The sequence below is a fragment of the Ramlibacter alkalitolerans genome (assembly GCF_016722765.1).
Taxonomy (GTDB): Bacteria; Pseudomonadota; Gammaproteobacteria; order Burkholderiales; family Burkholderiaceae_C; genus Ramlibacter; species Ramlibacter alkalitolerans.
Genome location: NZ_JAEQND010000005.1, coordinates 107,615 through 129,348 on the forward strand (window position 1 = coordinate 107,615; position 21,734 = coordinate 129,348).

A 21,734-nucleotide genomic window follows, 5' to 3' on the forward strand; every position below is an offset into this window, starting at 1 on the left:
TCTAAATCTGTCTGTCAGCCCTGGCGCTGCTTGTGACGCGGGTCGGTGCAGATCACGCGCACGACACCCTTGCGGCGGATGATCTTGCAGTTGCGGCAGATCTTCTTGACGGAAGCCGAAACTCTCATTTGTGTTCTCCTAAATTCCCAGTCCGCCTACTTGCTGCGGAACACGATCCGTGCCCGCGACAAGTCGTAGGGCGTCAATTCCACGGTGACCTTGTCACCCGGCAGGATGCGGATGTAGTGCATCCGCATCTTTCCCGAAATATGTCCGAGCACCAGGTGCCCGTTTTCCAGCTTCACCCTGAAGGTTGCATTGGGGAGGTTTTCGACCACCTCCCCGTGCATCTGGATGACATCATCCTTCGACACGTTCAGCTACCGAGCGACGTCTTGAAGTTCGCTTTCTTCAGCAGAGATTCGTACTGCTGGCTCATGAGGTAGTTCTGGACCTGCGCCATGAAGTCCATCGTGACGACCACGATGATCAGCAGCGAAGTCCCGCCGAAGTAGAACGGAACGTTGTACTTCAGGATCAGGAACTCCGGCAGCAGGCACACGAACGTGATGTAGATCGCACCGGCGAGCGTCAGGCGCGCCAGGATCTTGTCGATGTACTTCGCCGTCTGCTCGCCCGGACGGATGCCCGGGACGAACGCACCGCTCTTCTTCAGGTTGTCCGCCGTCTCACGGCTGTTGAACACCAGCGCCGTGTAGAAGAAGCAGAAGAAGACGATCGCTGCGGCATAGAGCATGACATAGATCGGCTGGCCGGGGCTCAGCGTGCTGGCAATGTCCTTCAACCACCGCATGCCTTCGCCCGTGGAGAACCAGCCCACCACCGTGGCCGGCAGCAGGATGATCGACGAGGCGAAGATCGGCGGGATCACGCCGGACATGTTCAGCTTCAGCGGCAGGTGCGAGGACTGGCCACCGTAGACCTTGTTGCCCACCTGGCGGCGCGCATAGTTCACGAGGATCTTGCGCTGGCCGCGTTCGACGAACACCACGAACCACGTCACCAGGAACACGATCGCCACGATGAAGATGGCAACGATCGGGCCCATCGCACCGGTGCGCACCAGTTCCAGCAGCCCGCCGATCGCGTTGGGCAGGCCCGCGGCGATGCCGGCGAAGATGATGATCGAGATGCCGTTGCCGAGGCCGCGCTCGGTGATCTGCTCACCCAGCCACATCAGGAACATCGTGCCGGAAGTCAGCGTCACCACCGCCGTGAGGCGGAAGCCGAAACCCGGGTTCAGCACCAGGCCGGCCGAACCTTCCAGCGCGATGGCGATGCCCAGCGACTGGAAGATCGCCAGGCCCAGCGTGCCGTAGCGGGTGTACTGCGTGATCCTGCGCCGGCCGGCCTCGCCCTCCTTCTTCAGCTGCTCGAACTGCGGCAGGACGTACGTCAGCAGCTGCATGATGATCGAGGCCGAGATGTAGGGCATGATGCCCAGCGCGAACACGGTGAACCGGCTCAGCGCGCCACCCGAGAACATGTTGAACAGGCTCAGGATGCCGCCCTGCTGGCCCTTGAACAGCTGCGCGAGCTGGTCGGGGTTGATGCCAGGAACGGGGATGTGCGCGCCGACGCGGTAGACCACCAATGCCATCAGCAGGAAGACGAGCCGGCGACGGAGGTCGCCGAACTTGCCGGTCTTCGCGATCTGGGCTGCGTTGGTTGCCACGGAAGCCTTTCTAGGTCAGCAGTGCTCAGGCCAGGGAGCCGCCGGCCGCCTCGATGGCAGCCTTGGCACCCGCGGTCGCACCGATGCCCGTCAGCTTGACGGCGCGGCTCAGGCTGCCCGTGTTGATGACCTTGACGGTCTTCACGTTCTGGGCAACCAGGCCGGCGGCCTTGAGCGACAGCAGGTCGACTTCGGCAGCGCCCAGCTTCTCCAGCGAGGCCAGCGTGACCTCGCCGTTGAACTTCAGGCTCTGCGACTTGAAGCCGCGCTTGGGCAGCCGGCGCTGCAGCGGCATCTGGCCGCCTTCGAAACCGACCTTGTGGTAGCCGCCCGCACGGGACTTCTGGCCCTTGTGGCCGCGACCGGCCGTCTTGCCCAGGCCGGAGCCGATGCCGCGACCGACGCGGCGACGCGGCTTCTTGGCTCCGTCGGCGGGCTTGATGGTATTGAGTTCCATGTCAGATCACCTTCACCAGGTAGTCGACCTTGTTGATCATCCCGCGCACGGCCGGGGTGTCTTCCAGCTCGCTGACGGAGTTCAGCTTGCGCAGGCCCAGGCCGCGCACGGTGGCGCGGTGGTCCGTCTTGGTGCCGATGGGGCTGCGCACCAGCTGCACCTTCACCGTCTTCTTCTGTTCGTTCGCCATTTGTCTGCGACTCCTTAAGCGGCGAAGATCTCTTCGACCGACTTGCCGCGCTTGGCCGCCACATCACCGGGGGTGGTGGCGTTGCGCAGCGCGTTGAGCGTGGCGCGGACCATGTTGTAGGGGTTGGTCGAACCGTGGCTCTTGGCCACGACGTCGGTGATGCCCACCACCTCGAACACGGCGCGCATCGGACCGCCGGCGATGATGCCGGTGCCCTTGGGGGCCGGGGCCATCATCACGCGGGCGGCGCCGTGCTGGCCCAGCACCATGTGGTGCAGGGTGCCGTTCTTCAGCGACACCTTGGCCATGTTGCGGCGGGCTTCTTCCATCGCCTTCTGCACGGCCGCGGGCACTTCCTTGGACTTGCCCTTGCCCATGCCGACCTTGCCGTCGCCATCACCGACCACGGTCAGCGCGGCGAAACCGAGGATCCGGCCGCCCTTCACCACCTTGGTCACGCGGTTCACCGCGATCATCTTTTCCCGCAGGCCGTCTTCCGGACCGTCACCCTGGGTTCTCGCTTGCACTCGTGCCATGTTGCTTATCCCGTGTCCGTTAGAACTGCAGGCCCGCTTCGCGGGCGGCCTCGGCCAGCGCCTTGACGCGGCCATGGTAGGCAAAGCCGGCGCGGTCGAAGGCGACCTTCTCGACGCCGGCGGCCTTCGCCTTCTCGGCGATGCGCTTGCCGATGATCTGGGCGGCCGCCACGTTGGCGCCCTTGCCCGAACCACCCAGCTGCGAGCGCACTTCGGCTTCCGCGGTGGAAGCGGTGGCCAGCACCTTGGAGCCGTCGCCGGAGATCAGGCTCGCGTAGATGTGCAGGTTGGTCCGGTTCACCGTCAGGCGGGCCGTGCCCTGCGTGGCGATGCGGATGCGGGTCTGCTTCGCACGGCGCAGACGCTGTTCCTTCTTGGTCAACATCGTCATGCTCCTTACTTCTTCTTCGTCTCTTTGATCGTGATCTTCTCGTCCGCGTAGCGGATGCCCTTGCCCTTGTACGGCTCGGGCGGGCGGACGGCGCGGATCTCGGCGGCCAGTTGGCCCACGCGCTGGCGGTCGGCACCCTTGACGACGATTTCCGTCGGGGTGGCGGTCGCCACGGTGATGCCGGCGGGCATCTCGATGTTCACGGGATGCGAGTAGCCGACCTGCAGGTTCAGCTTGTTGCCCTGGGCGGCGGCCCGGTAGCCCACGCCCACCAGCGTCAGCTTCTTCTCGAAGCCCTTGGTGACGCCCTGGACCATGTTGTTCACCAGCTGGCGCATGGTGCCGCTCATGGCGTTGGCTTCGCGCGATTCGTCGGCGGGGACGAAGGTCAGCTTGCCAGCCTCGTTGTTCACCTTGACCAGCCTGTTGGTGGCGAGCTGCAGCGTGCCGCCCGCGCCCTTGACGCTGATCTGGTCTTCCTTGATGGCCACGTCGACGCCCTGGGGGACGGCGACCGGCATTTTTCCGACTCGGGACATTTGTCAGTTTCCTCCGGTCAGGCGACGTAGCACAGCACTTCGCCACCGACACCGGTCGCGCGCGCCTTGCGGTCCGTCATCACGCCCTTGGGCGTGGTCACGATGGCGACGCCCAGGCCGTTCATGACCTGGGGGATCGCGTCGCGGCCCTTGTAGACGCGCAGGCCGGGGCGGCTCACGCGCTCGATGCGTTCGATCACGGGACGGCCGGCGTAGTACTTCAGCGCGATCTCGAGTTCGGTCTTGTTGCCGTCGGTCTTCACCTGGAAGCCGTCGATGTAACCCTCGTCCTTCAGCACCTGGGCGATGGCCACCTTCACCTTGGAAGAGGGCACCGACACCGTGGCCTTGGAGACCATCTGCGCGTTGCGGATACGCGTCAGCAGGTCGGAGATGGGATCACTCATGCTCATATCTGAATCTCCTGCCTGCGCTTACCAGCTGGCCTTGACGATCCCGGGGATGTCCCCGGAGAAGGCCAGTTCGCGGATCTTGTGGCGCGCGATGCCGAACTGGCGGAACGTGCCGCGGGCACGGCCGGTCAGCTCGCAGCGGTTGCGCTGGCGCGTCGGGTTCGCGTTGCGGGGGAGCTTCTGCAGCGCCAGGCGGGCGCTCATGCGCTCGTCGTCGCTCTTCTTGGCATCGTTGGAGATGGCCTTCAGCTCTTCGTACTTCTTCGCGTACTGGGCGACCAGCTTGTCACGCTTCAGTTCACGCTGGATCAAAGCAGTTTTTGCCACAGTGCACCTATCAGGACTTGAACGGGAAACGGAAGCCGGCGAGCAGTGCCTTGCACTCGTCGTCCGTCTTCGCCGTGGTGGTGATCGAGATGTTCAGGCCGCGGATGGCGTCGACCTTGTCGTACTCGATTTCCGGGAAAATGATCTGTTCCTTGACGCCGATGTTGTAGTTGCCGCGGCCGTCGAAGGCGCGCGAGCTCACACCACGGAAGTCACGCACGCGCGGCAGGGCCACGGTGATGAAACGATCCAGGAATTCGTACATGCGCTGGCCGCGCAGCGTGACCATCGTGCCGATGGCCTGGCCTTCGCGGATCTTGAAGCCGGCGATGGCCTTCTTGGCCTTGGTCACCACGGGCTTCTGGCCGGAGATCTTGGTCAGGTCGCCGACGGCGTTGTCCATGACCTTCTTGTCGGCCACCGCCTCGCTCACGCCCATGTTCAGCGTGATCTTGGTGATGCGCGGCACCTGCATCGGCGACTTGTAGCCGAACTTCTCGGTCAGCTGCGGAGCGACCTTCTCGCGATAGTGTTGTTGCAGACGGGACATGGTCAGGCCTTGATTTCTTCGCCGGACGACTTGAAGACGCGCTTGCGCGAGTCGCCGTCGACCTGGATGCCGACGCGGTCGGCCTTGCCGGTGGCGGCGTTGTAGATCGCCACGTTGGAGATGTGGATCGGCATGGCCTTTTCCACGATGCCGCCGGTGGTGCCCTTGAGCGGGTTCGGCTTGGTGTGCTTCTTCACCAGGTTGATGCCTTCGACGACGACGTGGTCGTCGTCCTTGCGCAGCACCACGGTGCCGCGCTTGCCCTTGTCGCGGCCGGTCAGCACGATGACCTGGTCACCCTTGCGGATCTTGTTCATGGCGGGGGTTCCTTAGAGGACTTCCGGGGCCAGGGACACGATCTTCATGAACTTCTCGGTACGCAGTTCGCGCGTCACCGGGCCGAAGATGCGGGTGCCGATGGGCTCCAGCTTGTTATTGAGCAGCACGGCGGCATTGCCGTCGAACTTGATGAGGGAGCCGTCGCCACGGCGGATGCCCTTGGCGGTGCGGACGACCACGGCGCTGTAGATCTCGCCCTTCTTGACGCGACCCCGCGGAGCGGCTTCCTTGATGCTCACCTTGATGACGTCGCCGACGGACGCATAGCGACGCTTGGAACCGCCCAGCACCTTGATGCAAAGAACGGACTTCGCGCCGGTGTTGTCGGCGACTTCGAGCCGAGATTCAGTCTGGATCATTTCGTGTATTCCCAACTTGTCCCGAATACTCCCTGCTGGACGATCCAGCCAGGGCATCGGGACAGTCTTGGGCCCGTCGTCACTGAATGACCCCCCAGCCGCTCGCGGCTGGTGATGACGGGCCCGTCAGTTCCGAGTGGGCGACACCGCCTCCCAGGGGAAACGGCATGGACTCAAGCCGCGCCTCCGAAAAGGCGAGCCCGCGATTATGACCGATTGACAGGAATTGTCAACAGGGCCCTACATGGCGGGGGTATGCGTCGGCGCCGGATTGCGCCTGGCTCCGTAGGCTGGTGGTGGAGCGAAGCGCAACCCCAGCGTTGTTTGCTGGGGTTCGCGCGCTTCGTCGGCTCACCGCCAGCCTACGAAAACTGCGCCGATCCGGCATACGAGGCGGCCAGTTCCCGGAACGCCTCCACCTGCGGATCCACCCCGGTCTCCTCGCGCAACAGGCCCCCGACCTCTTCGGCCAGTTCCCCCGCCATCGCCGCGTCCAGGAACAGCAGCCGCGACCGCCGAGCCAGCACGTCCTCCGCCGTCCGCGCATATTCATGCCGGGCGGCGAAGCGGACCATGGCTGCGGTCAGGCCGCCGCCCAGATGACGAGCTTCACCCGCCAGCGCAACCACCTGGGCCGCCTCCGATCCATACAGATGGGGTCCCGGCGGCGCACTCAAGGGCGTGGGCGCCGCCGCCCGGTCCGGTGCCCCGACCAGCGGCAGGGTGGCCGTGATGCCCGAGGCCGCTCGCGGCAGCAGCCCGGCGGCGAAACACTTCTCCAGCACGTCCTCCGCCATCGCCCGGTAGGTCGTCCATTTGCCGCCGGCGACGGTGACCAGGCCGGAGCGGCTCACCAGCACCGTGTGTTCGCGGCTGAGCGATTTGGTGGGCTCGTCGCCGTTGGTCACGGGCTTGACCAGCGGCCGCAGCCCCACCCAGGTGCTGCGGATGTCCAGCGGCCGCGGCGCGCGGACCAGGTAGCGCCCGGCCTCCCGGAGGATGAAGTCCAGTTCCTGGGCGAACGGTCGCGGCTCCCGCGGCAGATCGTCGCGCGGCGTGTCGGTCGTGCCCAGGATCAGCTTGCCCAGCCACGGCACGGCGAACAGCACGCGGCCGTCCGCCGTCCTGGGCACCATCAGCGCGTGCTGCCCCGGCAGGAAGTCGCGATCGACGACCACGTGCACGCCCTGGCTGGGCGCCACCATGGGCTGGACCGGCCGGCCGATCGCCTTGGCGTCCTGCTGGCGCAGGCCGTCGACCCAGACGCCGGCGGCGTTGACGACGCAGCGGGCCTGCAGCCTGAACTCGCGCCCGGTCTCGGCGTCGCGGGCGACCAGGCCCGTCAGCCGCCCGTCCGCATGCAGCAGCTGCGTCACGCCGCAGTAATTGAGCACCAGCGCCCCGTGGGCGGCGGCCGTGCGGGCCAGCGCCAGGGCCAGCCGGGCATCGTCGAACTGGCCGTCCCAGTAGCGGATGCTGCCCTTCAGGCCTTCGGGCCGAGCCGTTGGCAGCGCCGCCAGCGTCTTGCCGCGCGTGAGGAATTCGGTGCGGCCGAGGCCGGCGACGCCCGCCAGCACGTCGTACATCACCAGCCCGGCGCCGTAGAACGGCATCTCCCACAGCTTGTAGGTGGGCAGCACGAAGGGCAGCGGCTGCGCCAGGTGCGGCGCGTTGCGCAGCAGCGTCGTGCGCTCGTGCAGCGCCTCGCGCACCAGGCCGATGTCGCCCTGCGCCAGGTAGCGCACGCCGCCGTGCACCAGCTTGGTCGCGCGCGAGGACGTGCCCTTGGCGAAATCGTGCGACTCCAGCAGCACCACGCTCAGCCCGCGCGAGGCGGCGTCCAGCGCGACCCCCAGGCCGGTGGCCCCGCCGCCCACCACCGCCAGGTCCCAGGTGCCCCCTTGCTCCAGGCGCTCCAGCAATTCTTCGCGCCGCGTCGGGGCCGCGGGCGCCGCCATCCCCGGGCTCAAGACTGCGCCCACCCTTTCGACCGCTCCACCGCCTCGCGCCAGCGCGCCAGCTTGGCCAGGCGCTGCGGCTCGCCCAGGCGCGGCTCGAAGCGGCGGTCCGCCTGCCATTGCGCGGCGATCTCGTCGCCGCCTTGCCAGAAGCCGGTTGCCAGGCCGGCCAGGTAGGCCGCGCCCAGGGCGGTCGTCTCCGTCACCTGCGGGCGCACCACCGGCACGCCGAGGAAGTCGGCCTGCATCTGCATCAGCAGGTTGTTGCGCGAGGCGCCACCGTCCACCCGCAGTTCGGCCAGCGGGATGCGGGCGTCGCGCGTCATCGCGCCGAACACGTCGGCCGACTGCAGCGCGATGGCCTCCAGCGCCGCCCGCGCGATGTGCGCGCGGGTCGTGCCGCGCGTCAGGCCCACCAGCGCGCCGCGGGCATGGCCGTCCCAGTCGGGCGTGCCGAGGCCGGCGAAGGCGGGCACCAGGTAGACGTCGCCGGTATCGGCGACCTGCGCGGCGAGCGATTCCACCTCCGGGGCGGACTGGATGATCTGCAGGCCGTCGCGCAGCCATTGCACGGTCGCCCCCGCGACGAACACGCTCCCCTCCAGGCAATACGCCATGCCGTGGGGACCGGGCGGACCCTGCCAGCCGACCGTGGTGAGCAGGCGGTTGCGGCTGGCCACCGGCTGGGCGCCGGTGTTCATCAGCATGAAGCAGCCGGTGCCGTAGGTGTTCTTGGCCATGCCGGGGGCGAAGCAGGCCTGGCCGAAGGTGGCCGCCTGCTGGTCGCCGGCGATGCCCGCGATCGGCAACGCCGCGCCGAACAGCGACGACTCGGTCTCGGCCAGCACGCCGCTGGAAGGCAGCACGTCCGGCAGGACGGCGCGCGGTACCCGCAGCAGCGCCAGCAGCTCGTCGTCCCACTCCCGGGTGTGCAGGTTGAACAGCAGCGTGCGCGAGGCATTGCTCACGTCGGTGGCGTGCACGCGGCCGCCCGTGAGGTTCCAGACCAGCCAGCTGTCGATGGTGCCGAAGGCGAGCTCGCCCGCCTCGGCGCGTTCGCGCGCGCCGGGCACGTGATCGAGCAGCCATTCGAGCTTGGTGCCGGAGAAATAGGCGTCGATCACCAGCCCGGTCTTGCGCTGGATGCGCGCCGCGGCCCGCGTGCTGGCGCGGAGTTCGTCGCAACGCGCCGCCGTGCGCCGGTCCTGCCAGACGATCGCATTGGCCACCGGCTGGCCGGTGGCGCGGTCCCACAGCAGCGTCGTCTCGCGCTGGTTGGTGATGCCGATGGCGGCCACCTCGGCGCAGCCGCCGACCTGGTCCAGCGCCTCGAGCGCCACCGCGTGCTGCGTGGCCCAGATCTCGCGCGCGTCGTGCTCCACCCACCCAGGCTGCGGGAAGTGCTGCGCGAACTCGCGCTGCGCCAGCGCGGCCACCTGGCCCGCCCGATCGAACACGATGGCGCGCGAACTCGTCGTGCCCTGGTCCAGGGCGAGAACGTATTTCATGGGCCGGCAGCGTAACCCATGCCGGGCCGCCCGGCCGGCCCGCCGCACCGACTAGACTCGCCGTCCCATGATGTCGTCGTCCCGTCCCCTGCTGTCCCGCCGCGCGCTGCTGCGCGGCACCGCCGCGGCCTGCGCGCTCGCGCTCACCGGCTGTGTCACCCGCAGCGCCCCGCCGCTGCCGCGAGGCCCCTCGCAGCTGCGCCTGATCGGAGAGAAGATCCTGCCGCACGGCCTGCAGGTGCAGGGCACGACGGTCGGCGGCCTGTCCGGGCTGGACCACGATCCGGCGATCGGCCTCTGGGTGGCCCTGAGCGACGACCGCTCGGAGCGCAATGCGGCGCGCTTCTACACCCTGCGCGTGGACGTGCGGGCCAGCGGCCTCGACGTCGAAGTGCTCGAAGCGGTCACGCTGCGGCAGGCGGCCGGCACGCCGTTCCCCAAGCGCCAGGCCGGGGGCGAGGTGGTGGACCCGGAGGCTATCCGGCTGCTGCCCGGACGGCGCGGCGTCCTGTGGACCAGCGAAGGCGACTACGCCGCCAACCAGTCGCCGACGCTGCGCGAATCGCGCCTCGACGGCAGCCTGGTGCGCGAATTCGAGATGCCGGCGCAGCTCCGGTTCGCGTCCCGGCCCGGCTCGGGACCTCGCTCCAACCTCACCTTCGAGGGGCTGGCGCTCACGCCGGACGCCCGCACCGCCTGGGTCGGCATGGAAGCGGCCCTGCAGCAGGACGGCCCGGAGCCGGGCGTCGGCCACCCCGGCGGTCCGTGCCGCTTCACCGCCTTCGACATCGCCACCGGCCGTGCCGTTCGCCAGGTCGCTTACGTACCCGATCCCATTCCGCACGCGCCGGTGGTGCCCGGCGTGGCGGAGAACGGCGTCAGCGAGATCCTGATGATCGACGCCAGCCGGATGCTGGTGCTGGAACGGGCGTACATGGCCGGCGTCGGGCTGTCGCTGCGCATCTACGAGATCGACACCCGCGACGGCAGCGACACGCTCGCGCTGCCGCGGCTCGAGGCCGGCAACCACCGGCCTTGCGCCAAGCGCTTCGTCGCCGATTTCGCGCAGCTGGGCCTCTCGCGCCTGGACAACACCGAAGCCATGTGCTGGGGCCCGCGCCTGCCCGGCGGGCGGCGCTCGCTGGTGGTGGTGAGCGACGACAATTTCAGATCCATGCAGGTCACGCAGTTCGCGGCCTTCGAATACCTGGGAGCGGAATGATGGACGACGCGCGCATCGCATTCATCGGCGGCGGCAACATGGCCAGCGCCATCATTGGCGGCTTGATCCGCCAGGGGCTCGCGCCGGCGCAGATCGCGGTGGTCGAGCCGTTCGCGGCGCAGCGCGCGCGGCTGCAACAGGACTTCGGCGTGGCCGCGGAAGAACACGCCGGCGCCTCGCTCGCTGCGTGCCGGCTGGTCGTCTGGGCCGTGAAGCCGCAGACCTTCAAGGAGGCCGCGGGGCAGGCCAGCGCGCACGTGCAGCAGGCGCTGCACCTGAGCGTGGCGGCCGGCATCCGCTCGGACAGCATCGCGGCCTGGCTGGGAACGGAGCGCATCGTGCGGGCCATGCCCAACACGCCGGCGCTGGTGGGCAAGGGGATGACGGCGCTGTTCGCGCGCGGCAGCGTCACCGCCGCGGAGAAGATGCAGGTGGAGCAGGTGATCGCGACCACCGGCGAGTTCCTGTGGGTGGAGGCGGAACCGCAGCTCGATGCCGTCACGGCGCTGTCCGGATCCGGGCCGGCCTACGTGTTCTATTTCCTCGAGGCGATGACGCAGGCGGGAGCGGAGATGGGGCTGGACGCGCAGCAGGCGCGGCGGCTCGCGGTGGGCACCTTCGCGGGGGCGTCGGAGCTGGCGCGGGCGTCGCAGGAGCCGCTGCAGGTGCTGCGCGAGCGGGTGACATCCAAGGGCGGGACGACCTATGCGGCGCTCACGTCGATGGAGCAGGACCAGGTGAAGGCGGCGTTCGTGAAGGCGCTGCACGCCGCGTGCCGACGGGCGGAGGAACTGGGCGACGAATTCGGCCGGTGAATCGGATGGATTTCCTCCTTCCCCCTCCGGGGGAAGGTCGGGATGGGGACGCTCCGCGCATGGAAGCTTTGCCTTGCGGAGCGCCCCCACCCCAGCCCTCCCCCAGAGGGGGAGGGAGCTAATTCAGGGCGTAGCCCAGCACCGTCCCTGCGAACAGCGTGAACCCGAACCAGTGGTTCACCCGGAAGGCCTTGAAGCAGCCGTCGCGCGAGCGCTCGCGGATCAGCGTGTAGTGCCACGCCGCCTGCGCACCCGCCGCGGCGGCCGTCAGCGCGATCCACGGCGCGGGGATCCGCCCGACCATCACCACGGCCCAGACCACGATCGCCGCCACATAGCAGGCCATCACCACGGCGACGTCCGCGCGGCCCAGCGTGATCGCCGACGTCTTGATCCCGATGCGCAGGTCGTCGTCGCGATCGACCATCGCATATTCGGTGTCGTAGGCCAGCACCCAGAACAGGTTGCCGAGCAGCAGCACCCAGGCGAGCAGCGTGACATGGCCTTGCACCGCGGCAAAGGCCATCGGGATGCCGAAGCTGAAGGCGACCCCCAGCACCGCCTGCGGCATCGAGACGTAGCGCTTCGCATAGGGATAGATGACGGAGATCGCCAGCGCGGCGAACGACCACGCGATGGCCGCCGCATTGGTCGTCAGCACCAGCACGAAGGCGGCGAGCGCGAGCACCGCCCCCAGCACCAGGGCTTCGCGCACCGAGACGGCGCCGGTGGTCACCGGCCGCTGCGCCGTGCGCTTCACGTGGCGGTCGAACTCGCGGTCGGCGACGTCGTTGACGCAGCAGCCCGCGCTGCGCATCAGCACCGTGCCGAGCGTGAACACGACGACCAGGTGCCAGCCGGGGAAGCCCGCCGCCGCGATCCACAGCGCATAGAGCGAGGGCCACAGCAGCAGCAGCCAGCCCGCGGGCCGGTTCCAGCGGATCAGGTCGAGGTAGAGCGCCAGCTTGCCCTGCGCCATCACGAGGTGCCGAGGCCCAGGCGGCGCAGGTCGAGGCGGCCGTCGCGCATCGGCGGACACCAGAAATACGAGCCGCTCACCGGTTTCGAGATCCCGAACAGCGCATCGGTCACGCCGTCGTCGTAGCCCGCCATGCGGCGCATCTGCGCCTCGAAGGCGTAGAAGGACTTGCCGAAGGCGACGAACATCAGCCCCGCCTGCATGCTCATCATCCACGGCATGGAGCGGCGCAGCACGAAGGCCTCCGGATCGAAGCTTTCCTGCGCGGTGCGCTTGACATGCGCCGTCTCGGGCGCGTCTTCCAGTTCCTCGTTGTCGGACAGGCGCCGGCCGATCACGTGGTCGCGCGCATGGTCCTCCACCGCCTCGAAGGCGTCGAGGTCGTGCACCCATTGCTGCACGGCGACGTAGCTCGCGCCGTCCAGCCCTGCGCCGAGGCCGTGCGCGAAGGCCGCCTCTTCGGCCGCCTCGCCCTCCGGGTTCTCGGTGCCGTCCTCGAAGCCGGTCAGGTCCTTGCCGTGGCTGTCGTTCCAGGCGTGGCGGAAGGCATCGACCACGTGGCGCGCCGCGAAGGCCGGCGCCAGCGCCTTCTGCACCTTGCGCGTGACATGCAGCAGGTCGCCGAGGTCGGAGCCGCGCAGCCAGGCCCACAAGGTGCCGGGCGTGGCAGGCACCTTCACGCCGTGGTCGGAGAAGCCCGGGAATTCGTGCAGCCCCGGGATCTCGGCGCCGAGCGCCTGCACCAGTGAAGGGCCGAGGCCGAGGACGACGTCGCTGCCGTCGACGAAGGGCGTCACGCGCGTGAGCGCTTCCTTGATGGCGGCGGCATCGACCCTGGGGTCGGTGAGCTGGAACCAGAGGTAGCGCGCAACCGGCGGCGGAGCATCGAGGATGCCGGGCTGGTACAGGCGCGCGGGGGTGTCGGGAGTTTCTCGCATGGTCTCAGGATAGGCGCTTGGCGCCGGGAAGTTCGCAGGCGTAGATCGCGTTGCGCAGGGCGGCGATGGCTTCGTAGCGGGTGAAGCTGCGCCGCCACGCGAGCACGACGCGCCGGCTCGGCGGGTCGCCGTCGAAGGGGATGTATTTGACGAAGGCCTGGTCCTCGCTGCGCCGTCTGGGCCGGGTCGCGAACGCCTCCTTGGGGACGGACAGGCGCGGCACCAGCGTGACGCCCATGCCCGCAGCGACCATGTGCTTGATCGTCTCCAGCGAGGAGCCTTCGAAGCTCTTGCGGATGCCTTCGGCGTCGCTGGAAAAGCGCGCGAACTCGGGGCACACCTCCAGCACGTGGTCGCGAAAGCAGTGGCCGGTGCCCAGGAGCAGCATCGTTTCCTGCTTCAGTTCCTCCGCCGTGATCGTCTTGTGCGCGGCCAGCGGATGGTTGCTCGGCACCGCCGCGAGGAAGGGCTCGTCGTACAGCGGCGCGATGGCGAGACCGGCATCCGGGAACGGTTCGGCCATGATCGCGCAGTCGATCTCGCCCATGCGCAGCATCTCCAGCAGGCGCACGGTGAAGTTCTCCTGCAGCATCAGCGGCATCTGGGGCGTGCGCGCGATGGCCTGGCGCACCAGGTCCGGCAGCAGGTAGGGGCCGATCGTGTAGATCACGCCCAGGCGCAGCGGGCCGGCCAGCGGATCCTTGCCGCGCTTGGCGATCTCCTTGATCGCGGCCGCCTGCTCCAGCACGCTCTGGGCCTGGCGCACGATCTCCTCGCCCAGCGGCGTGACGGTGACCTCGTTGGCGCTGCGCTCGAACAGCTTCACCTCGAGCTCGTCCTCGAGCTTCTTGATCGCCACCGACAACGTCGGCTGCGAGACGAAGCACGCCTCCGCCGCGCGGCCGAAATGGCGTTCGCGCGCGACGGCGACGATGTACTTGAGCTCGGTGAGCGTCATGGATCGGGTGTCCGGGGCAAGCCGGAAGCTATCGACTTCGGTCAGGCCTTCAGGTATTCCGATTTTCCACCCAACCAGCGGCTCACGTGGCGCTCGGCGAGATCGGGATGACGGTCCAGCATGTGCGGCGCGACCTCGCGCGCCCATTCCAGCAGTTCGGCGTCGAGCGCCAGGTCGGCGAACCGCAGCAGCGGCGCGCCGGACTGGCGGGCGCCCAGGAACTCGCCGGGGCCGCGGATCTCCAGGTCGCGGCGGGCGATCTCGAAGCCGTCGCTGGTTTCGGCCATGGCCTTCAGGCGCGCCCGCGCGGTGTCGCCCAGGCGCCCGTGCTCGCCGGCGGAATACAGGAGCACGCAGGCGGAGGCGGCGGCGCCGCGGCCCACACGCCCGCGCAGCTGGTGCAACTGCGACAGGCCGAAGCGCTCCGCGTGCTCGATCACCATCAGCGAGGCATTGGGCACGTCGACGCCGACCTCGATCACCGTCGTGGCGACCAGCACGCCCATCTGGCCGCCGGTGAAGAGCGCCATCACGGCCTTCTTCTCCGGCACCGGCATGCGCGAATGCAGCAGTCCGACCAGCACGCCGGGCAGCGCTTCGCTCAGTTGCTGGTGGGTGGCAGTGGCGTTGGTGAGATCCAGGGTCTCGCTTTCCTCGATCAGGGGACAGACCCAGTACACCTGCCGCCCCTGCGCCACCTGCGAACGGATGCGCTCGACGACCTCGTCGCGCCGGCTGTCGGAGATCAGCTTGGTGACGACCGGCGTGCGGCCAGGCGGCAGTTCGTCGATGGTGGAGACGTCGAGGTCGGCGTAGTAGGACATCGCGAGCGTGCGGGGGATGGGGGTGGCGGACATCATGAGGAGGTGGGGCTCCGCGCTGCCGTCTGCGTCATTCCCGCACCCCTCCCCGCCATTCCCGCGTCCCTCCCCGTCATTCCCGCGGAGGCGGGAATCCAGGGCTTCCTCTTCGCCCGCTGCCTGCCCCGGGTAGGCTGGCGGTGAGCCGCGCAGCGCGCAAACCCCAGCGCTGGCGCGCAGCGCTGGGGTTTCGCTTCGCTCCACCGCCAGCCTACGATCGATCCCGTCGTCCCCGCCCGCGCGCGGATGGCGGGAATTCATCTTCCCCCGCAGCGCCAGCCGCTGCTCCACCCCGAACCGGTGCTGTTCGTCGATGATCGCCAGCGCCAGCGCCTTGAACTGCACCTGCTCCTGGATCACCGCATGGGTGCCCACCACCAGCGCGGCCTCGCCGCTGGCGATCAGCTCCAGCATCTCCGTGCGCTCCTTCTTGCGCTGGCTGCCCGTGAGCCAGGCCACGCGCAGGCCCAGCGGCATCAGCAGCGGCTCCAGCCATCCGATCAACTTGCGGAAGTGCTGCTCGGCGAGGATTTCCGTCGGCGCCATCAGCGCGCATTGCCAGCCCGCGTCGATGGCGATCGCCGCGGCGAGCGCCGCCACCACCGTCTTGCCCGAACCGACGTCCCCCTGCAGCAGGCGGTGCAGCGGCCGTTCGCGCTCGAGGCCCTGCGCGATCTCCTCGGACACGCGGCGCTGCGCCTGCGTGAGCTGGAAGGGCAGCGCCGCCAGCAACTGTTCGTGCAGCCCGCCGGGGCGGGCCCGCAGTGCCGGCGCCCGCAGGCGATCGTGCTCGCGCCGGCTGTGCACCTGCGACAGTTGCTGCGCCAGCAGCTCCTCCGCCTTCAGGCGCTGCCAGGCGGGATGGCTGCGGTCTTCCAGCGTGGCCAGCGAGACTTCGGGCGCCGGGTGATGCAGGAACTGCAGCGCCTGCTTCAGCGTCCATTCACGCGCCCGGCCGGGCGCCGGCGGTGCATCGGGCGGGATCGTCTCGGACAGGTCGGCACGCTCCAGCCCGCCGGCCACGGCCTTGCGCAGGTAGGGCTGCGGCAGGCCGGCGACGGTGGAATAAACCGGCGTCAGCGCCTGGGGCAAGTCGCCGCCCGCCGCCTTCCAGGCCGGATGCACCATCTGCCAGCCGAGGAAGCCGCCCTTGATCTCGCCGCGGATGCGCAAGCGCGCGCCCACGGCCAGCGACTTCTGCTGCGAGGGATAGAAGGTGAAGAAGCGCAGCACGCAGGTGTCGGTGCCGTCGTCCACCTTCACCACCAGCTGGCGGCGCGGGCGGTACTGCACCTGGCAGTCGGTCACCGAGCCTTCGAACTGGATCGTGTCGCCTTCGCGCGCGTCGCGCAGCTTCACGATGCGCGTCTCGTCCTCGTAGCGCAGGGGAATGTGCAGGGCCAGGTCGATGTCGCGCGCCAGGCCCAGCTTGATCAGGGCTTTCTGTGGTTCCGACAGCGCCTTGTTTTCCGGCATGGGACAATTCTGCCCTGCAATCCCGACAACCTTGGAACGGGTCCGTCCGGCCCTCAAGAACATGCGCCACTTCACCCTGGGCGATTTCGATTTCGCCCTGCCCCCCGAACTGATCGCCCAGCATCCGGCCGCCGAACGCAGCGGCTCGCGGCTGCTGGATGGCACCGGCCCGGCGCCCGCCGACCGCGCGTTCCGCGACCTGCCGCAACTCCTGCGCGAGGGCGACCTCCTGGTCTTCAACGATACGCAAGTGGTGAAGGCGCGCCTGTTCGGCGAGAAGCCCACCGGCGGCAAGCTGGAACTGCTGGTCGAACGCGTGCTGGGCGAACGCGAGGTCGTCGCCCACATGAAGGTGAGCAAGAAGCCGCCGGCCGGCACGGCGCTGCGCATGGACGGCGGCTTCACGGCCACCCTCCTCGGTCGCTGGCCCGAGCACGACGGCCCGCTGTTCCGCCTCGCCTTCAGCGAGGACCCGTACCGCGTGATGGAGCAGCACGGCCACGTGCCGCTGCCGCCCTACATCACGCACGCCGACACGGCCGAAGACGCGCGCCGCTACCAGACGGTGTTCGCGAAGAATCCCGGCGCCGTCGCCGCCCCCACGGCCGCCCTGCACTTCGACGAGGCCGTGCTGGCCGCGCTCGAAGCCCGCGGCGTGCAGCGCGCCGGCGTGACGCTGCACGTCGGCGCCGGCACCTTCCAGCCGGTCAAGACCGAGGACATCGCACAGCACCGCATGCACAGCGAGTGGTACCAGGTGCCCGAGGCGACGCAGCAGGCGATCGCGCAACTGCGCGCGCGCGGCGGCCGCCTGGTGGCCGTGGGCACGACCACGGTCCGCACGCTCGAATCGTGGGCCGCCTCGGGGCAGGCCAGCGGCGACACCGACATCTTCATCACGCCCGGCTTCCGCTTCCGCGAGGTCGACCTGCTGCTCACCAACTTCCACCTGCCCAAGTCCACCCTGCTGATGCTGGTGAGCGCGCTGGCCGGCTACGAGCACGTGATGCAGCTCTATCGCCACGCGGTGGAAAGCCGCTACCGCTTCTTCAGTTACGGCGACGCGATGCTGCTCGCGCGCACCTGACTTCCCCCGACATGCTGAAGTTCGAACTCCTGAAAACCGAGGGCCTGGCCCGGCGCGGCGTCCTCACCCTCAACCACGGCGTCGTGCAGACGCCGATCTTCATGCCGGTGGGCACCTACGGCACGGTCAAGGGCGTCATGCCCCGCTCGCTGGAGGAGATGGGCGCGCAGATCATCCTGGGCAACACCTTCCACCTGTGGATGCGGCCCGGCCTCGACGTGCTGCAGCAGTTCGGCGGCCTGCATGCGTTCGAGCAGTGGGACAAGCCGATCCTCACCGACTCCGGCGGCTTCCAGGTCTGGAGCCTGGGCGAGATGCGCAAGATCGGCGAGGAGGGCGTGAAGTTCGCGTCGCCCGTGAACGGCGACAAGCTGTTCCTCACGCCCGAGATCTCGATGCAGATCCAGACCACGCTGAACTCCGACATCGTGATGCAGTTCGACGAGTGCACGCCCTACGACACGCAGGGCCACATCACGACGCAGGCGCAGGCGCGCTCCTCGATGGAGCTGTCGCGCCGCTGGGCGCTGCGCTGCAAGGACGAATTCGCGCGGCTCGCGAACCCCAATGCGCTGTTCGGCATCGTGCAGGGCGGCATGTACGAGCACCTGCGCGAGGAGTCCCTCGCCGCGCTGGTCGACATGGACTTCCCCGGCTACGCCGTCGGCGGCGTGAGCGTCGGCGAGCCCAAGGAGGACATGCTGCGCATCATGGCGCACACGCCGCACCGCCTGCCCGCGCACAAGCCGCGCTACCTGATGGGCGTGGGCACGCCGGAAGACCTGGTGCAAGGCGTGGCGCAGGGCGTGGACATGTTCGACTGCGTGATGCCGACGCGCAATGCGCGCAACGGCCACCTCTTCACGCGCTACGGCGACCTGAAGATCCGCAACGCGAAGCACCGCAGCGACCCGCGCCCGCTGGACGAGACCTGCAGCTGCTACACCTGCCGCGGTGCCACCCGGCCCGACGGCACGGTCAGCGGCGGCTTCTCGCGCGCCTACCTGCATCACTTGGATCGCTGCGGCGAGATGCTGGGGCCGATGCTGGCCACGATCCACAACCTGCACTTCTACCTGAACCTGATGCGCGAGATCCGGGAGGCGCTGGAGCTGGGGACTTTCGCCGCGTTCGCCTTAGCGTTCGGACAGGATCGCCAGCGGGGGATCTGAGGCGGCGCCTTCGTAGGCTGGCGGTGGAGCGAAGCGCAACCCCAGCGCTGCGCGAAAGCGCTGGGGTTCGCGCTGTCGCGGCTCACCCCCAGCCTACGAGCCGGGCCAGCCCTCACCCCGCAAGCAGCGCCGCCACCCGCTGCTGCAGCACCTGCGGCTGCACCTGCCCCGCCGCCACCGGCGCGCCCACGTTCAGCCCCACCCGGTTGAACATCCCGCGGCGGAACGGCCGTACCATCGCGTTGCCCTCCTCGACGCGGCTGAAGAACGAGCCCCACAGGTCGGTCAGCGCCATCGGGATCACCGGCGGCTGCACGCCCTCGGCGCGCGCGCGTTCCAGCACCTTCATGATCCCGCCCTTGAACGGCTGCAGCTGGCCGTCGCGCGTGATGCCGCCTTCGGGGAAGATCGCCAGCAGGTCGCCGGCACGCAGCACCTGCGCGGCGCGTTCGAAGGCCGCTTCGTAGACGGCCGGATCCTCCTTCTGCGGCGCGATCGGGATCGCCTTGGCGAGGCGGAACAGCGTCCCCAGCACCGGCAGCCGGAAGATGCGATGGTCCATCACGAAGTAGATCGGCCGCGGGCTGGCCGCCATCAGCAGCACGGCGTCGACGAAGCTCACGTGGTTGCAGGCCAGCAGCGCCGGGCCGCTGACGGGGATCTGCTCTTCGCCGCGCACGCGGAAACGGTACACGAGGTGCGTCGCCACCCAGGCCACGAAGCGGATCAGGTACTCGGGCACCAGCAGGAAGATGTAGCCGGCGACCAGCGCGTTGGCGATGCCGACCAACAGGAAGATCTGCGGGATCGTGCAGCCGGCCTTCAGCAGCGCGCCGGCGATCACCGAGCTGCCGATCATGAACAGCGCATTGAGGATGTTGTTCGCCGCGATGATGCGCGCCCGGTGCGTGGGCTCGGCGCGCAGCTGGATCAGTGCGTACATCGGCACCGAATAGAGGCCGGCGAAGAGCGACAGCAGCGCCAGGTCCGCCATCACGCGCCAGTGCGCGGCGACGCCGACGAACTGGCCAAGTGTGAGGCCGGCGGAGGGCGGCAGCGCGCCCGAGGCGAAGTACAGGTCGACCGCGAAGACGGTCATGCCGATCGCGCCCAGCGGCACCAGGCCGATCTCCACGTGGCGGCGCGACAGCACCTCGCACAGCAGCGAACCCGCGCCGATGCCGATCGAGAAGACGACCAGCAGCAGCGACGCGACCTGCGCGTCGCCGTGCAGCACCTCCTTGGCGAACGAAGGGAACTGGCTGAGGAACACCGCGCCGAAGAACCACATCCAGCTGATCCCGAGCAGCGAGCGGAACACGACGATGTTGCCGTGCGCGAGCTTCAGGTTGCGCCAGGTTTCGCTGACCGGGTTCCAGTTGATGCGCAGGTCGGGCGCACTGGCCGGCGAGGCCGGGATCGCGTGGGCGACCAGTCGCCCGATGAGGGCCAGCGCGACGCAGCAGAAGCCGACCGCCTGCGGGCCGATGGCGGGCACGGCCACCACCAGGCCGCCGGCCACCTGTCCGAGCAGGATGGCGACGAAGGTGCCCATTTCCACCATGCCGTTGCCGCCGGTGAGCTCGCGCTCGTCCAGGTGCTGCGGCAGGTAGGCGAACTTCACGGGCCCGAACAGCGTGGAGTGCAGGCCCATGAGGAAGGTGCAGGCCAGCAGCACGACGACGTCGGCCGTGAAGAAGCCCCAGGTGGCCAGCAGCATGATGCCGATCTCCAGCCACTTGACGAACAGGATCAGGCTGCGCTTGTCGAACTTGTCCGCCAGCTGGCCGCTGGTGGCGGAGAACAGCAGGTACGGCAGGATGAACAGCGCGCCGATCACCAGGCCCGCCATCGCCGGCGGCATCCAGGCCACCTGCAGCTGGTAGGTGACCATCACGGTGAAGGCGAACTTGAACAGGTTGTCGTTGGCGGCGCCGGCGAACTGCGTCCAGAAGAAGGGTGCGAAGCGGCGCTGGCGCAGCAACGCGAACTGGTTGGGATGCGCCTCGCGCGCGGCGCCCACGGCGGTGTCGGCAGCGACGGTGTCCATGCGGTTCTCCTCCGGTCGGGATGATCGCCCAGGATCGGGCGCACGGCTGCAGTCTGCGTGGTGGGCGGCTGCGAGTGCTGCGATTCCGCTACATTGCCGTGCGCAAGCCCCTTCGGTATCGCGAAACAGTACTTTCATGAGCACCACCGCCGATCTCGTCCTGGCCCTGAAGAAGGAGCTGAAAGCCGCGCAGATGACGTACGCGGAGCTGGCCAGGGGGCTGGGCATGGCGGAGTCGAGCGTCAAGCGCATGCTGGCCAAGGGCGACATGGCGCTCTCGCGCATCGACGCGATCTGCCGCGTGCTGAAGCTCGATTTCGCCGAACTCGCGCGCCGCGTCGCCGATGCGCAGCCGCTGGTGACCGAACTCACGCAGGAGCAGGAGCGGGCCGTGGTGGCCGACAAGAAGCTGCTGCTGTGCGCGATCTGCGTCCTGAGCCAGTGGACGCTGGAGCAGGTCACGACCGAGTACCGCCTGGGCGAAGCCGAGTGCATCAAGTACTTCGTGGCGCTGGACCGCATCGGCATCATCGAGCTGCGGCCGCTGAACCGCTACCGCCTGAAGCTGGCGAAGACCTTCCGCTGGCGGCCGCACGGGCCGGTGATGCACTACTTCCGCGACCACGCGGTGCTGGACTACTTCAGCGGCGGCTTCGACGGCCCGGCGGAGGGCCTGCTGCTGGTCCACGGCTCGGTGAGCCGCGCCATCGCCCCCTCGTTCATGGACCGCCTGCAGCGCGTGGCGCAGGACTTCGCGCAGCAGCACCAGGCCGACCAGAAGCTGCCGGCCGCCGAGCGCGAGGGCTACACCCTGGTGCTGGCCATGCGCAGCTGGGAATTCGCGGCGTTCGCGCAGTTGCGGCGCGTCAGGAACTGAACCGGGAAGCGGGACACGGACAGCCGAACGCAAAAGC

Annotated in this window: 25 protein-coding genes; 5 read left to right on the forward strand and 20 right to left on the reverse strand. The window is 68.8% G+C overall.

What is annotated here, in order from left to right:
- Nucleotides 1-14: 14 nt before the first annotated feature.
- The 15 genes from rpmJ to glpK form a co-directional block, all read right to left on the reverse strand.
- The gene (gene rpmJ / locus JI746_RS09915) at nucleotides 15-128 is read right to left on the reverse strand and encodes a 50S ribosomal protein L36 (protein WP_011481465.1); all 114 of its coding nucleotides are present in this window, start codon (nucleotides 126-128) and stop codon (nucleotides 15-17) included.
- A 27-nt stretch (nucleotides 129-155) separates the two neighbouring features.
- On the reverse strand, nucleotides 156-374 hold the full coding sequence (infA, locus tag JI746_RS09920; RefSeq protein WP_201689010.1) for a translation initiation factor IF-1: 219 nt from the start codon (nucleotides 372-374) through the stop codon (nucleotides 156-158).
- A 2-nt stretch (nucleotides 375-376) separates the two neighbouring features.
- Nucleotides 377-1,696, reverse strand: coding sequence for a preprotein translocase subunit SecY (gene secY / locus JI746_RS09925; protein WP_201689012.1), 1,320 nt, complete (start codon nucleotides 1,694-1,696; stop codon nucleotides 377-379).
- A 25-nt stretch (nucleotides 1,697-1,721) separates the two neighbouring features.
- Nucleotides 1,722-2,153 (reverse strand): 50S ribosomal protein L15, encoded by a 432-nt coding sequence (rplO, locus tag JI746_RS09930; protein ID WP_201689014.1) that lies wholly within the window; start codon nucleotides 2,151-2,153, stop codon nucleotides 1,722-1,724.
- 1 nt (nucleotide 2,154) lies between these two features.
- Entirely contained in the window at nucleotides 2,155-2,343 is a 189-nt protein-coding gene (gene rpmD / locus JI746_RS09935; protein ID WP_201689016.1) for a 50S ribosomal protein L30, read from the reverse strand.
- A gap of 14 nt (nucleotides 2,344-2,357) precedes the next feature.
- On the reverse strand, nucleotides 2,358-2,879 hold the full coding sequence (gene rpsE, locus JI746_RS09940) for a 30S ribosomal protein S5 (RefSeq protein WP_201689021.1): 522 nt from the start codon (nucleotides 2,877-2,879) through the stop codon (nucleotides 2,358-2,360).
- A gap of 19 nt (nucleotides 2,880-2,898) precedes the next feature.
- Entirely contained in the window at nucleotides 2,899-3,264 is a 366-nt protein-coding gene (gene rplR / locus JI746_RS09945) for a 50S ribosomal protein L18 (protein ID WP_201689514.1), read from the reverse strand.
- An 11-nt stretch (nucleotides 3,265-3,275) separates the two neighbouring features.
- A complete protein-coding gene (rplF, locus tag JI746_RS09950; RefSeq protein WP_201689022.1) occupies nucleotides 3,276-3,809 on the reverse strand; it encodes a 50S ribosomal protein L6 in 534 nt (177 codons plus the stop codon).
- Nucleotides 3,810-3,826: 17 nt separating this feature from the next.
- Nucleotides 3,827-4,222 (reverse strand): 30S ribosomal protein S8, encoded by a 396-nt coding sequence (rpsH, locus tag JI746_RS09955; protein ID WP_201689023.1) that lies wholly within the window; start codon nucleotides 4,220-4,222, stop codon nucleotides 3,827-3,829.
- A 21-nt stretch (nucleotides 4,223-4,243) separates the two neighbouring features.
- On the reverse strand, nucleotides 4,244-4,549 hold the full coding sequence (gene rpsN, locus JI746_RS09960; RefSeq protein ID WP_201689025.1) for a 30S ribosomal protein S14: 306 nt from the start codon (nucleotides 4,547-4,549) through the stop codon (nucleotides 4,244-4,246).
- 10 nt (nucleotides 4,550-4,559) lie between these two features.
- On the reverse strand, nucleotides 4,560-5,099 hold the full coding sequence (gene rplE, locus JI746_RS09965) for a 50S ribosomal protein L5 (RefSeq protein ID WP_201689026.1): 540 nt from the start codon (nucleotides 5,097-5,099) through the stop codon (nucleotides 4,560-4,562).
- A gap of 2 nt (nucleotides 5,100-5,101) precedes the next feature.
- Complete coding sequence (rplX, locus tag JI746_RS09970) at nucleotides 5,102-5,416, reverse strand: 50S ribosomal protein L24 (RefSeq protein WP_201689028.1); 315 nt, start codon at nucleotides 5,414-5,416, stop codon at nucleotides 5,102-5,104.
- A 12-nt stretch (nucleotides 5,417-5,428) separates the two neighbouring features.
- The gene (gene rplN / locus JI746_RS09975) at nucleotides 5,429-5,797 is read right to left on the reverse strand and encodes a 50S ribosomal protein L14 (RefSeq protein WP_193675928.1); all 369 of its coding nucleotides are present in this window, start codon (nucleotides 5,795-5,797) and stop codon (nucleotides 5,429-5,431) included.
- Nucleotides 5,798-6,159: 362 nt separating this feature from the next.
- Complete coding sequence (locus JI746_RS09980; RefSeq protein ID WP_201689030.1) at nucleotides 6,160-7,755, reverse strand: glycerol-3-phosphate dehydrogenase/oxidase; 1,596 nt, start codon at nucleotides 7,753-7,755, stop codon at nucleotides 6,160-6,162.
- An 8-nt stretch (nucleotides 7,756-7,763) separates the two neighbouring features.
- Entirely contained in the window at nucleotides 7,764-9,263 is a 1,500-nt protein-coding gene (glpK, locus tag JI746_RS09985) for a glycerol kinase GlpK (RefSeq protein WP_201689032.1), read from the reverse strand.
- A gap of 67 nt (nucleotides 9,264-9,330) precedes the next feature.
- Here glpK and JI746_RS09990 point away from each other — a divergent pair, with 67 nt between their 5' ends.
- The gene (locus tag JI746_RS09990; protein WP_330892979.1) at nucleotides 9,331-10,485 is read left to right on the forward strand and encodes an esterase-like activity of phytase family protein; all 1,155 of its coding nucleotides are present in this window, start codon (nucleotides 9,331-9,333) and stop codon (nucleotides 10,483-10,485) included.
- The gene (gene proC, locus JI746_RS09995; RefSeq protein ID WP_236599736.1) at nucleotides 10,485-11,300 is read left to right on the forward strand and encodes a pyrroline-5-carboxylate reductase; all 816 of its coding nucleotides are present in this window, start codon (nucleotides 10,485-10,487) and stop codon (nucleotides 11,298-11,300) included. Before JI746_RS09990 ends, proC begins: the two co-directional genes overlap by 1 nt.
- 118 nt (nucleotides 11,301-11,418) lie before the next feature.
- Here the strand turns inward: proC and ubiA are convergent, their stop codons facing one another.
- Genes ubiA through JI746_RS27635 form a run of 4 tightly spaced genes read right to left on the reverse strand, consistent with a single transcriptional unit; the run spans nucleotide 11,419 to nucleotide 16,511 of the window.
- Nucleotides 11,419-12,279, reverse strand: coding sequence for a 4-hydroxybenzoate octaprenyltransferase (gene ubiA, locus JI746_RS10000; protein ID WP_201689036.1), 861 nt, complete (start codon nucleotides 12,277-12,279; stop codon nucleotides 11,419-11,421).
- On the reverse strand, nucleotides 12,279-13,217 hold the full coding sequence (locus JI746_RS10005) for a Dyp-type peroxidase (protein ID WP_201689038.1): 939 nt from the start codon (nucleotides 13,215-13,217) through the stop codon (nucleotides 12,279-12,281). Before JI746_RS10005 ends, ubiA begins: the two co-directional genes overlap by 1 nt.
- A gap of 4 nt (nucleotides 13,218-13,221) precedes the next feature.
- Nucleotides 13,222-14,175: a LysR substrate-binding domain-containing protein gene (locus tag JI746_RS10010; protein ID WP_201689042.1), complete on the reverse strand. Its 954-nt coding sequence runs from the start codon at nucleotides 14,173-14,175 to the stop codon at nucleotides 13,222-13,224.
- A 41-nt stretch (nucleotides 14,176-14,216) separates the two neighbouring features.
- Entirely contained in the window at nucleotides 14,217-16,511 is a 2,295-nt protein-coding gene (locus tag JI746_RS27635; protein WP_236599737.1) for an ATP-dependent DNA helicase RecG, read from the reverse strand.
- Between the two features lie 61 nt (nucleotides 16,512-16,572).
- Between JI746_RS27635 and queA the strand changes: the two genes are divergently transcribed.
- Both queA and tgt read left to right on the forward strand, forming a co-directional pair.
- Nucleotides 16,573-17,598, forward strand: a complete 1,026-nt coding sequence (gene queA / locus JI746_RS10025; protein ID WP_201689516.1) for a tRNA preQ1(34) S-adenosylmethionine ribosyltransferase-isomerase QueA — start codon at nucleotides 16,573-16,575, stop codon at nucleotides 17,596-17,598.
- An 11-nt stretch (nucleotides 17,599-17,609) separates the two neighbouring features.
- A complete protein-coding gene (tgt, locus tag JI746_RS10030) occupies nucleotides 17,610-18,770 on the forward strand; it encodes a tRNA guanosine(34) transglycosylase Tgt (RefSeq protein WP_201689049.1) in 1,161 nt (386 codons plus the stop codon).
- A 112-nt stretch (nucleotides 18,771-18,882) separates the two neighbouring features.
- Here the strand turns inward: tgt and JI746_RS10035 are convergent, their stop codons facing one another.
- Nucleotides 18,883-20,820 carry an MFS transporter gene (locus tag JI746_RS10035; RefSeq protein WP_201689052.1) on the reverse strand — a complete coding sequence of 646 codons (1,938 nt, stop codon included), beginning with the start codon at nucleotides 20,818-20,820 and terminating at the stop codon, nucleotides 18,883-18,885.
- Between the two features lie 136 nt (nucleotides 20,821-20,956).
- On the opposite strand from JI746_RS10035, the gene JI746_RS10040 reads away from it, so the two are divergent.
- Nucleotides 20,957-21,697 (forward strand): helix-turn-helix domain-containing protein, encoded by a 741-nt coding sequence (locus JI746_RS10040; protein WP_201689054.1) that lies wholly within the window; start codon nucleotides 20,957-20,959, stop codon nucleotides 21,695-21,697.
- Nucleotides 21,698-21,734 lie beyond the last annotated feature (37 nt).